The following is a 12,399-nucleotide window of genomic DNA, read 5'->3' on the forward strand; positions in this document are numbered from 1 at the left end:
CAGCCAGAGCCAACTGGGCAGTTTCATCCTCAGGGCCTTCCTCGCCCACGACACGCGACCACCGTCGGAAAGTGCGGTGTTCGCGTATGCCGAGGAGCACCTGCGGCAGATCATCGCCTCTCGCCAGCGGTATCAGCCGACGACTAGGCCGGTGGTCTCCGACCAGGAACGAGAGACCTTGCTCACCGAATACATGCGCAAGAAACGGCGACGATGCGTCGGCTCGGCCATCGGGGCCAAGGGCATCCTCGCCCTTGCCGCGCGGGCGCCCGGGCAGGAGCTGGCGTCGCGCACGCGCACCTTCTTGCGCGACCACCATACCCGCCTGGGCCAGATCGAGGCGTTGCTCGAACTGCTTGCCCACAGCGAGGCGCCCGCGGCGCTGCAAGTGTTGCTCGCCGTCTCGCATCACTTCCGAAAGACGCGGATTCAGGACAGGGCCGGCGAGCTGATCGAGGCAATCGCGCTGCGGCATGACTGGACCGAGCAACAGCTCGCCGACCGCAGCGTGCCGACGGCCGGTTTCGACGACAATGGCGAACAGACTCTGGACTACGGTGAACGCGTATTCCACGTCTCGCTCGATGGCGCGCTGCAAGCGGTACTCAAGAATGCCGAGGTCAAGGTGCTCAAGGCGCTTCCCGTGGCGCGCGCGGCGGAGGACGCCGAACTGGTCAAGGCGGCCAAGGCACAGTTCAGCAACTGCAAGGCGGAACTGAAGCAGGTAATCGATCAGCAACGTGCGGAGCTGCGCGAGGCGATGTGCGCCGGCCGCGTGTGGACGGTGGGCGAGTGGCAGGAACTGATCATGGCGCACCCGATCCTCGGCCGTCTCGCGCAGCAACTGATCTGGCAGGAAGTTGACGCCAGCGGCGCCGGTCGGCGGCATTTTCGTCCCGGCGTTGACCGGTTGCCGATCGACACCGAGGATGATGTCGTCGAACTCGACAAAGATGCGCTCGTCCGCCTTGCGCACGGGACCATGATGTCCGCGGCCGACGCCGAAGCCTGGACGGCCCATCTCTGGGACTACAAGGTGACGCCGTTCTTTCCACAGATCAATCGTCCCACGCCGCCCTTCGACGCCGCCAATCCGCCGTTCGCGATCGACAACCCCCTGCGCGGGACGACGGCGCCGGGCATCCTGTCCAGCGCCCTGGAGAAGCTCGGGTATATCCGTGGCGGGTGCGACGATGGTGGCTGTATCTACGATTTCACCAAGGACTTCCGCAAAGCCGGTGTCGTGGTCAGCGTTAACGTAGAGGGGATCTTCGTCCGGGGTGGCTTCGATGGCGAGGCCGAGCTGATTTCGCTGAGCTTTGCGTGCGCCAACGCCAACGGCGATATTGTCCGTCTGCGGATCGACCAAGTGCCGTCCGTCCTGCTGGCAGAAGCCTACGCCGACTTCCTGGCGGTCGCTGCGGTTTGCGGTCGGCCTCGGGCCTGAACACCCGATGTGGGTCGGGCACGGTCCCTGGACATCGGCGAAAGCCGCACCGCCAGTCCGCCCGCGCCGCCGGATCAGCCCTCCTCGTCGCTCGCGAATAGGCCATCGCCAATAAGTCGTTCATATTGCAGGCAGGTGTAATGCGCCACCAGCAGCGCCGCCGACAGGGCGCCAGCGTCGTCGGCCGGCGCAAACGCGGTGTAGCCCAAGGCGGCGAGGCGCCCGACCTCGAGCGCCAGCTCGTGCCGCAACGCGGCGACGCGCTCGGCGGCGAATCCCCGTTCGGCCTGGCGTTGCAGCCACTGTCGGAAGGTCCGCAGCGGAGCGTGCCGATCGATGGCCGCCAGCGGCACGTCCGCGCCGACAGCGCCGTCCCGGCGCAGGAGTTTGTCGAGCCAGCGTGAAGCAAGCCTCTGGCGCGGGGCGGCGTCGAAATGCAAGGCATCGACCGGATTGTCGCTGCCGGGCGGGATTGGGCGAATCAGGCTCAAAGGCTCGGCAACGAAATTCGTCGCGTTGCCTCGTAAACGGGCGACGAGCAGCGCCCCGTTCGGTACGCCGGCGTCGGCGAGTTGTTCGATGCGCTGGATCGCGTGCTCGTTGTGCTCCGAGTACGGCAGCTCGGCATCGACGCGTCTACCGGTCGCGTCGAGCAGTGGCCAGGTCAGCATCTGTCGATTTGCGTCGAACCTGGGCTCGCCCCAGCTTGCCGGCGCGAGGACGATCCAGTCGCGCCACGCGCCCGCCTCACCAAGCAGGCTGCTGCGGAAAGCGGCCCGCTGTTGCGAAATTTCCCCCCAACTCCCGTACGGCTTCAATCGGGCAACGAAATCGCCCGGGCTGGAAACGGTCGCTGACGTGGCCTCTGCTGCCGACAGTCGACCCTGGTCATTGACCAGCGCGTTGACGAGGCGAACGCAACGCCCGGTCGCCTGTTGAGGTGAGGCCAGGCCAGACCACGGCCCGGGAGCGGAATAGCGCTGCCGCGGGTTGAATCGGCGCTGCAGCTCCGGACGCGCATCGGTACAGGTGCGAAAGGCCTGTTCCGTCGGCGACCAGAACAACATCGTCAAGCCGAGGTATCCCGAGGCCGATCGCCAGGGCACGGCTCCGAGACCGAGCAGCTCGAGGTTTCCCGCCTCTTCGTAGCGGCTGCGGGCCCGGCCGATCAGACGCATCGGCTCCGCGCCCTTTGTCGCGGCGCTGCCCAGCGCCTTGACCAGTCCGTAGGCAATCGTCATTTCGTCGAACAGGCGGTGCTCGTCGGCGCCGCCGGCGCGCTCGAGGAGCAGTTCGACATGGTCGGCGATGCGGCGCAGGAGTAGCGCCATCCGGTAATACTCGGCGCCCTGCGCCCAGACGGCAAGCGTCGCGTACCGTTCCTGGATGCCAGGTGAAAGATGCGACAAGCCCAGGCCGACACAGTCCTCCAGCAGCAGAACGAGGCTTGAGCGCAGCCGCTGGCGAGAATCCTGTCTTGCGTCGGCGGCGTTGTCGGGCAACGCATGATCCTTGCCGAGATCAAGGACTGCCATCTTCGCCCTGCTCGGCACCTCCGGCGGCGCATCCTGCACGCCATGCGCGCGGCGATAGGCGAGCACTGCGGCGACCTGGTATTTGGCCAGGTGTTCCGATTGACTGTCGGCCACCAGGCTGCCGACACCCCCGCCCATGAAACGCATCGTCACCCGTGGTCGTTGCAAAGCGATGACGATGTGGCGGTCCCCGCCGATGTGCGCGCCGTGTTCCGGATCGAGGTCTTGCACGAACTGCCAGGCCCAGCGATAGCCGGGTTTGCCTGCATGCTTCACCAACTCGGCGTGCGGAATGGCGAGCAACGCGTCATGCAGCGAGGCCAGTTCGGAGGCGGCCGGGGCCTCCGCATCGGCGGCACGGCCAGCCTCGCCGCCACCCGCAGTCGCCTTGTCGACCATCGCCGTGTGCTCGCCCGGCTCCACCCCGCCAGTCGAATCGCCGGTCGGCCCAGGGCTAGCGCTAGGCGCGTCGGTGTTGCCCGCAAGAACCGCCGCCGCTTCGTCCGACTGGGCAAGCCGCTGCAAGGCCATTGCCGCGGCAAGGATGTGCTGGCAGATGCCGCTTGCCGGACAACTGCATTGCGCATGCGTCGGACCCCGTCCATCGAAGCGGACGCTCTGTTCGGCGAAGCGCACGACCAGATAGTTCGGCGTTTCCTCGACGATGTTCGCGGCCACCTTGTCGAGGTCCTTCTGCGCCCGGCGCAACAGGCCACGATTGGCGAGGGCGACAAAGGCTTCGTCGTCGAAACGCGCCAGTTGCGCGAGCAGGGTCTGCCGGACGCCGCTCACGAAATCACCTTGAGCAGCCAGTGCGCGAGCCTCCGGGGCGTCAGCGCGGCGATTTCCATGCCGCACGCCGCCAGTCGCTCCGCCATTCTCTTGTCGTAACTCGCATCGGCCCGCCCATCGAGCGCTGCGAGACCGAGCAACTTGACCCGCGCCTCGGCCAGCGTCTTGACCGCCCGCACGAGTTCGCCGGCCGGACCTCCCTCGTCGAAATCGCTGACCAGCACCAGGATCGTCCTGTGCGGGTTCTCGACGAGTTGGGTGCAGTAGCGAATGGCCTGTGCGATGTTGGTGCCGCCTCCCAGTTGCACGCTCAATAAGGTCTCGACCGGATCGTCAACGTAGCCGGAGAGATCGACGATGCTCGTGTCGAAAACCACGAGCTTGACCCGGAGTGCCGGCAGTCCGGCGAGAATCCTCGCCATCACCGCGCTATGGATGATCGAGTCGACCATCGACCCGCTCTGGTCGACGCAGAGGATGATGTCCCACGGCAGGCGGCGGCTGTTGCGCTCGAAGAACAAGGCCTTCTCGATCACCAGTTGCTGGCGCTCCCGATCGAAATGCTTGAGATTGCGTCGCACCGTACCCAGGACGTCGAAGTTCTGCGCCAGCGCGAACGGTGAATGCCGGCTGCGCTGCAGTCGACCGGCGAACGTCTGCCGGATCTCCGACTCGAGTTGCCGTCGAATCTCCTCAACCACTTGCCGGATGATCCGTCGCGCGACCTGCAGCACATCGCCCTTGATGTGTCGGCGCAGACCAAGCAGGGTGCGCAGCAGTTGCTGATTCGGTTCGAGTCGCTCGAGCGTCTGGCGGTCGGTGACCAGCTCGGTCAGGCCGTAGCGGTCCAGCGCGTGCTTTTCGATGACCTCGGCGGTGTCGCGAGGAAACAGCTCGCGCACTTCGCCAAGCCAATTGACCAGGGTCGGTTGCGAAGGGTCGAGCGTGCCGCCGACGCCGTCCTTGCGCAAGCCGCGCCCTTGATACTCGCGTCCGTAAAGGAAATCGAGCGTACGGTCGAGGCGTCGATACCGTTCGCCTAGCCCTTGAGCGCCCAGGCCGCTCTGCAGCCGATTGTCGGCGAACTTGCCAAGGACCAGGCGCCAGCGCGGCAAGACGTTCATCCGCGGCCCCCGCACAGGCCGTCGGCAACGAGCACTTCGCCTACGGCGCTCGACAGCGCCAGGTTGGCCTGCAGTTGTTCCTCGCTCAGATCGTGATGCAGCAATCCGCCGAGATCTTCCTCGCCATGCAGCCGGGCGACCGCTTCCGCGATGCGGTCGGTCTCGCGCGGCGTCATCTCGGCAAAGGCAAGCCGAAGATCGGGAAGACTGGCGACAAAGGACGACTCATCCCAGCGCGCCAGCAATTGATCGATCACCTTCAAGACCTCCGCCTGTTGCCAGGCGGTCTCGCGCGCGGTGTGAAGCAGGCCGCGCAGGAACGCGACAGCGTCTCGTGGCTGCACCAGTCCAACCAGATGTCCGCTCAGGGCAACGCCGAGATCGTCTGCCGACAGCATGCCTGCGGCGTAGAGCAGGCCGGCGCACGCGCCGCGGATCAGGGCTGACCGGTGTTGGCGGTACAGCCACTCCGCCATTTGCCAATAGAGGCTCCCGTCGAGCGACCCTCCCGCCGTGCTGCGTAAGAGCTCGCGCAACTGTGCCAGAGCGGCCATGACGCCATTGGCCTCGGCGCCCGCGTCCGTGACGTCGCGCCCAAGAAAAACCGCGCGCTCGTAAGCCGCGCGCAACACCGCCGGCAGTTCGTCGAGGTCCCGGGCTTCGAGCGGCTCACGCGACTCCCACAGCAAGCCGACGCTCATCGCGGCCGACGTCACGCTGGCGAAACCCGCGTCTTCAGCGATCGCCGAGCGCAGTTGCGCGAGCGCTCGCGTCAGGTGGTCGTGCAGCCCGAGGACACACCCCTGAACCAGCGCGGCGGCGGCAGCGCGCGCGTCTCGACCCTGTCCGTCGGCGTGCATCTGGTCGAGCCGCGCAACGAAACGGTTGGCGACGGCGAGCGGCACGGTCACGCCATACATCGACGCCTCGACCAACGACGCCTCGGTCATCGGCGTGTGCGCGTACTCCCAGTGCTCCTGCAGTCGGTCGAGTCCCTGGCCAAGGACGAAATCGGGTCCCGCCACGCGCACGGCAAAAGGTACCCCGAGCAGGCTCAGGCCGTGCAGCAGGCGGCTGGAGATGCGGTGCTCGGGCCGGCGGTAGAGGTCGAGCACCAGGCGGCGAGGCTCACCGTCGTCGATCTTCAAGCGCTGGCGCCGGACGCGGAACTCAAAGTCTCTGACCAGGGGCGGCGAGCCCGCACCGGCAGGAATCTTGCCCAGCGCCTGCCCGGCGAGCACCCGCTGCGCGACAGCGTGAACCAGCGCGCCGTCGGCGTCGGCATCGCCCTTGATGAAACAGCTGACGACGCCGTCCATGACGTCGTTGCGCAACGGTGCCTGGCGGCCGCGCAGCGCCGAGAGCCGCAGAACCTGCTCGTAGGCGGCTGCCAGGGCCGGCATCGGCAAGGCCAGATGGTGCTTGTCGCGGAGCTCGAGCGCGATCTCGCCGAGCACCGCCAGCGCACATTCCGTGCGGAGTCTGGCGACATTGCCCCGGCCAATTTTTTCCAGCTTGAGCAGCCCCTCCCACACCCGCTGATGCCAGGCTGGAGAGGTCATTCCCGCCGCGTAGCCGTTGAGCCGTTCGAGGCGGTCGAAACTGTAACGGATCAGCGCCGACGCTTCGTCACTGACTGAGCCCTTGCGCAGCACCGGTCGTTTGACGGGCTGCGCCAGCAGTGCGGGCATGGCGACCGCGTGAAAGCCGCCCATTACGGCCAGCACCGGACCCTCGTTCGCCTTGCGCTGCGCCAGCGCTCGCTGCACGTGCCAGGCCATTTCGGCTTCGCGTTGCAAGCTGCCGTCGGCGGCCAGCTCGGCGTCGCTGTTGTCGCAGCGCGCCAAGTGGCAGTAGGTCACGACCTGCTCCACATGCTCGCGCAGCGTCAGTGCCGGCGCGGTGTTTTCGAACAAGTGCTCCCAAAGTTCCTCGTGGTCCCGACATCCCAAACGCTCGGCGAGCCGCTGCAAATACGCGCTGCGCCGGTAGTGCCGTTCCTCGAGCAGCGACATGGCTTCCTGGTCCTCCGGATCCGCCTCGAGCATGCATTGCTCGGCGAAGTCGAGGTCCATGAAGCGCGCGGGGACACCACGCTTGGTGGCCTCCCGCAGCGCCACGAGTTCGGGTGAGTAGTCGCAGAACGGGTAGTAGGCCGCGCGACGACTTTCATCGGCGGCGTCGTCCGCCTGCTCCGCATCCACCGCGGCCGCCTTGCCTGGCTTGCCCACCGCATAGGTGTAGATGGCCATTGGCGCCTGCGCTTGGCCATGCACGAGCAACGGTATTAGCCGGGTGAAGGAGCGCGGTCCTTCGACCAGGACGGTCGAGGGCCGGCAATCCGCGAACAATCGCAAGAGCTGCAGCGCGCACGCCGGGCTGTGGTGGCGAACCGGAAAGACGACCAGTTCGTCACCGACCAGTTGCGCGGCAAGGGCGCGCATCTTCTGCGTGCTCAGCAGATCAGGCACGATGCGTCGACGATCAGCGGTCGAGCTCGCGGCGTGCCTCGAGCACGCGGCGCCAGGACGCTTGGCGCTGCGCGCGCTGCTTGACCACGACATCGAAGTAATGGCGCAGCTTCTTGCCGTCGTCCGGATTGTCCTTGAGCACTGTACCCATCAGTTGGCGAGCGATGTGCTCACCACCGACATCACCGTCATTGAAATAGTGCGCGTCCAGGCAGGCGGCGTAACCGACGGCGACCGCCTCGGCCGACGACATCACGGCGGATGGTTTCTCGATCACCGTGCCTTCCGACGTAATGCCCTCTCGCAGGTCGTGAAAGGCGGTGACCAGCAGATCGACGACATCGTGCGGCAGATCGACTTCGACCGACGCCTGCTTGAGCAGCGCCTCGGTCTGCTCGCGTACGAGCTGGGTTTCCAGTTTGCGGTCGGCGATCGGCCGCACGGTCTCGAAGTTGAAGCGGCGTTTCAGGGCGCTCGACATCTCGTGGACGCCGCGGTCGCGAATGTTGGCCGTGGCCAGCACGTTGAAGCCGCGCGCGGCGAACAAGGTTGACTCGTCGCCATCCAGCTCGGGAACGTGCAGCACCTTGTCGGAAAGCAGGCTGATCAGGCTGTCCTGGATCTCGGGCTGGACGCGTGTCACCTCCTCGAAGCGGCAGAGAATGCCGGCCCGCATCGCCTCATACATCGGCCCCGGAACGAGTGCCTTGGGCGTCGGCCCTTCAGCCAGCAGCAAGGCGTAGTTCCACGAGTACTTGATCTGGTCCTCGGTGGTGCCGGCGGTTCCCTGGATCGTGCAGACCGATCGACCGCAAATCGCCGCGCTCAGCAACTCCGAAAGCATCGACTTCGCCGTTCCCGGCTCGCCGACCAGGAGAAGGCCGCGGTGGCTCATCAGCGTGACGATGCAACGGTCGATCAGTGCGTCGTCACCGTAGAACTTGCGACGGATGCCGAGCTTGTCGTCGCCGACAATGAAACGACGCACGGCGCGCGGCGACAGTTGCCAGCCGGGCGGCCGCGGCCCCGCATCCTTGTCGCGCAGGCGCTCGAGTTCGTCGGCATGGATCAGTTCGGCCGGTGCGCGCAGCACCTTCGCTGTGGGTTCGTTCATGGATCTTGGGCTCGTCTGCGGATGGTCAGTACTCGGATTTCTTCTGCCACTCGGCGTCGAATCCGCTGCCTTCGGCAGCGACCAGACGCATGTCGTTGTAGCACTCGGAAAGCAGCACTTTCGGCACTTTGTCAAGATTCATCCGGCCGCCCTGGGTGGCCGCGAACGACAGCTTGAGCAGCGCCACGGTCCGGTTCTCCTCGGGCAGCCCGTTCCCGGTAAACTCGATCGAGGCCACGATGCCCAGCGTCGGAAAACGCTTTTCGTAGACGTAGAACCAGCCGCCGTCCTCTGCCGCGCCTCGCGTATAGCCCAGTTTCAGGGCGCGGTTGCGCAGCGCGAAGGTTTCGATCAGATAGCCTGCAAAATCCTCGATGGCGTCCGCATGTGCCTTTTCGGCGGGCAATATGTACTCCCCCTTGCCGAGTTGCTGAAAGAGCGGCACCACTTGATAATCAGCAAGATGTGTCTGCCATTGGGCGATCTGCCCGGGTGACAGCAGCGAGTCGTGAGCGACGCGCACGCGCGCCTCGGGCGGGACTTGCACCTCATTGTCGTCGGCGTCGCTCAAACTGCCATCGTCCAGTGGCCGGAAGGTTTGCACGACGCGCAGACTTCCATCCTGCGGGTCCACCTGCGCCCAGACCAGGCGCTGGATCAGGCGACGGACCACCGGATGACGACTGAGATAGGTGCTCCAATCGTCGAACGACCAGTCGCGTTCGATGCAGAGTGCCTCGTGAAGGCGATCGGTCTGCAGATCGACGATGCTCCTGATCTCTTTCCTGGCCGCCGAGAACGCCTTCTTCGCCTCCTTGACGAGTTCCGCATCTTCGTCCTGCCGGGGTTCTGGCAGCGCGGCGATCTTCTTGCCATTGGGGTTGCGAAGTTCGATTCTGAAATCGGGAAGCAGGTGTGCGGTGAAGGTTCGCTCGCCATAGCTCAGTTCGAGGGTCCCCGTTTCGTCGAAGCCGCCGGTGGGGATCGTCCGATCGGCAAGTTCCGACAGTGTCCATCCCTTGCGTTCGGCGAGTGCTTCCGCCTGCCGTGTCGCTTCGTCCTGGAAACTCCTGGTCCGAAAGCGGCTGCCGATCGACAGCATCAGTTGCGTCGCGCTCGGATGTTCGATCCACGCCAACATCGCGATCAGTGCCTTGCCCTGTGCTGCGCGCGTTCCGTAGTGTTCCTTGAGGTAGCGTTGCACGGGTGCCGCCGCACGTTCGGCCGCGCAGGCTGCCGCCATCGCCAACACGCCCTTGCCGCCGATGGCACTTCCCGCCGGCTGGCGCAGGAAGCGGGGCAGGTAGACCGCAGTCAGCTCTTCGACCGAACGTCCGAAGTTGGGATCGTCCTGGTAATGCTGCGGCCAGCGCTGCATGTAGCCGTGCATGGTCTGCGCCTGGCCCTGCGCCAGGCGCAGCGCCTCTTCCGGCGTGATCGGCCGTACGTCCTCACGCAGCCAGGCTTCGAGGACAAACTGCCCGAAGGCCTCGCGGTCGCGCGCGTCGAACAGCGCGCAATACTTGCGCAGCACGGCATTCGGTTCGGGCGTTTTCTGCTTCGTGGCCTGCACCAGCATCCAGTGCAGTACGTCGTCGCCAACCGACTCGCCGCTGTCGGCCCAACGCACACCGGGCAAGGCCGCCCAGGGGAACCATTCCAGTTCTTTCGGCAGCCCCTTGGCGAGCGATTTCCTTGCTTCGGCAGCCAGGGTCTGGCGGTCGAGGTACTTCTCGACCGGTTGGCCCAGCGCCTGCAGGGCGTCGATCATCGCGCCCTTGACGACGTCCTGTCTTTCCTTGGCAACAGCCGTTTCGAGCGGATCGATCGCCGGCACATGGCGGAGGCGCCCGAGCCACTGCGCGGCGGCGGCACGCGTTTCCCCTTTGCCATCCGCCAGCGCGTGCATGATCCGCGCCTCCTTGTTGGGCACATTGGCCAGAGCCTCCTGCGCAATGAGACGCTCGCTCTTCGCCGATCCCAGCGCGATGTCGAAAAGCGCGTTGACCAACCGCGCGGGCAGGCGCGGCAAAGTCGCAATCACGCGAAACAATCCCGCACGGTCGAACGAGTAATCCTTCGTCGTCGTCGGGTTGAGCTGCTGCGTCAGGAGATCAATGTTGTGCGCGAAGAACGGCCAGACCGCCTCGTCGGGCCAGGTGGCGGCAAGGCTGTTCCAGGTATGGCAATAAGTTTTCAGGACATCCAGAGGGCCGATTGCGAACGGTTCCAGAAGCTGTTGGACCTCGAGCAGCGTCGGGCGCCCGCTCACCCGGTGCATCCCGTTGAATACACGGGCCGGGAAGATTGGCAAGCCGCGGTTAGGCGTTACCAGCCCCAGCGCCAGCAATGTCTTCATTGCCACAACTGGCGTCAGCGCGGGATTTGCCGAAAATTTCGCCAGCGCCGGGTCTACCAGCCCCCAGTGGTGATCCTGGCGCGCCTTGCCGGCGAAAGTCGTCGAGGACGAGGCGATGAAGTCGCGCAGACGAACCAGATCGAGCGATGAATACTCGCGCGCCAGGCGCAATGGCCACTTCTCGCCGCGTTCCAGGCCGCGTGCGTGGTGTTCGCGTGCCTGCTTGTTCGCCTTTTCCACCGCTGCATTGAGATCACGCCACAGATCATCGAGCGCGGTCGACGCTGCCGCCGACAGCTCTGTGCGCCACTCGATCGTTGGCAGTTCATAGCGGTAGTCATCGCTCGCCGAATCTGCCGCGACCGCCTGCTCGCCACTTTGCCATTCCTGCGGCAGCGCTTGAACATTCGGCGCCTTGTCGGCTTTGGCCGTGGCGAGCGCGAAGGCCAGCAAGGCGTTGTCTGTACGCTGCCGCGCCAGTGCCCAGAGCAGGCGAAGCGCGCTGACACGCTGATCCGGCCTGCCTTCGACCGCCAGGCTCTGCAAGGGAGCAATCAGTGGCTCGGGAAACTTTCTGACCAAGGGCTCCGCCGCGGCACGCACCTGCTTGCTCGTTGCCGTCGCCAGGTCTGCCAATTCCGCCGCAATCGACGCCACCGTTGCCGCGTCGGCCTCATTCAGCAGGGTCAACACGTGAAGCCGTTGCGCGACGAGTGACGGGGAAAGATGCGGACGCAGCGCTTCGACGTGACGGTGCAGGGACGCGGTGAAGTCGGGCAAACGCGCCACCATGCCAAGGCGCTGTTCAGCACCGTAACGTGCATTGACTGGCGAAGCGGCGGCCGCGACGAGAAGGGCGGATTCGGCAAGGCCGGCTTCGGCCAAGAGCGCCTCGAGCTTCGACATGGTCAGCCCGCGCGGAACCGGCGGCTCGCTGGACCAGCCGCCCAAAGCCTGCTCGGCGGCATGCAGGAGCAGGGCCTCGGGCCAATGGATTCCGCCGGGAAGCGCATATGAACAATAGGAATGGTGCGCCGCCAGGCTGGCCTCGAGCACACGCGCCCAGCGCAGCGCCACACCATTGGGCAGACGATCGAACGCCGAGTAGAAGGCTTCCCTGGACCGGTCTGGTCTGGCGTAACCGAAGAGGCCCAGGCCTTCCGCCATGCCTGGGGTGTGTCCGACTTCATCGAGGAGCGCGAGCGCTTCTCCGCGGAGCACATAGGCATTGATGTCGGCCGCCAACCCGGGACGCGCGCCCTGCACCTTGTCGAGCGGGGCAAGCGCCTCCTGCAAAAGAGCAGCCCAGGTCCCGGAAACGCCATCGGGCGTGTCGGCCGCTGCGCCGGCAATGAGAGTGCTGATCCACTTCTTCAGCATTGGCGACTCCCTACCTTCATTGATGTGATCGGGCCGGAGTGTACTTGATTTGCTGTCGGCGGATGTCCAATGGGTGCATCGGACGTCAAACGTCACCGCCGCCTGTCACGCCGGCTCGCCGCCCGCCGCTGTGGGAGATGGCCGATGCCGAGCAGGGCGAATTCGACCCACAGACTC

The 12,399-nt window shown here is 65.7% G+C and carries 6 protein-coding genes; 1 reads left to right on the forward strand and 5 read right to left on the reverse strand.

From position 1 onward, the window contains the following. Window positions 1-1,447 (forward strand): DUF4132 domain-containing protein (locus Q1L59_RS00855; protein ID WP_300327403.1); only part of this gene is annotated, 1,447 nt, incomplete at its 5' end. Between the two features lie 74 nt (window positions 1,448-1,521). Here the strand turns inward: Q1L59_RS00855 and Q1L59_RS00860 are convergent. From Q1L59_RS00860 to Q1L59_RS00880, 5 genes are read right to left on the reverse strand one after another with little or no spacing between them, the layout of a single operon-like run. Continuing rightward, on the reverse strand, window positions 1,522-3,774 hold the full coding sequence (locus tag Q1L59_RS00860; RefSeq protein WP_300327404.1) for an SWIM zinc finger family protein: 2,253 nt from the start codon (window positions 3,772-3,774) through the stop codon (window positions 1,522-1,524). Continuing rightward, the gene (locus Q1L59_RS00865) at window positions 3,771-4,898 is read right to left on the reverse strand and encodes a VWA domain-containing protein (RefSeq protein ID WP_300327405.1); all 1,128 of its coding nucleotides are present in this window, start codon (window positions 4,896-4,898) and stop codon (window positions 3,771-3,773) included. The genes Q1L59_RS00860 and Q1L59_RS00865 overlap by 4 nt, the downstream gene beginning before the upstream one ends. Then, on the reverse strand, window positions 4,895-7,369 hold the full coding sequence (locus Q1L59_RS00870) for a DUF5682 family protein (protein WP_300327406.1): 2,475 nt from the start codon (window positions 7,367-7,369) through the stop codon (window positions 4,895-4,897). The genes Q1L59_RS00865 and Q1L59_RS00870 overlap by 4 nt, the downstream gene beginning before the upstream one ends. Window positions 7,370-7,382: 13 nt before the next feature. After that, a complete protein-coding gene (locus Q1L59_RS00875; protein ID WP_300327407.1) occupies window positions 7,383-8,483 on the reverse strand; it encodes an AAA family ATPase in 1,101 nt (366 codons plus the stop codon). Between the two features lie 25 nt (window positions 8,484-8,508). Next, on the reverse strand, window positions 8,509-12,222 hold the full coding sequence (locus Q1L59_RS00880) for a DUF4132 domain-containing protein (protein WP_300327408.1): 3,714 nt from the start codon (window positions 12,220-12,222) through the stop codon (window positions 8,509-8,511). Window positions 12,223-12,399: the final 177 nt, after the last annotated feature.

Source organism: Accumulibacter sp., assembly GCF_029255125.1.
Lineage (GTDB): Bacteria > Pseudomonadota > Gammaproteobacteria > Burkholderiales > Rhodocyclaceae > Accumulibacter.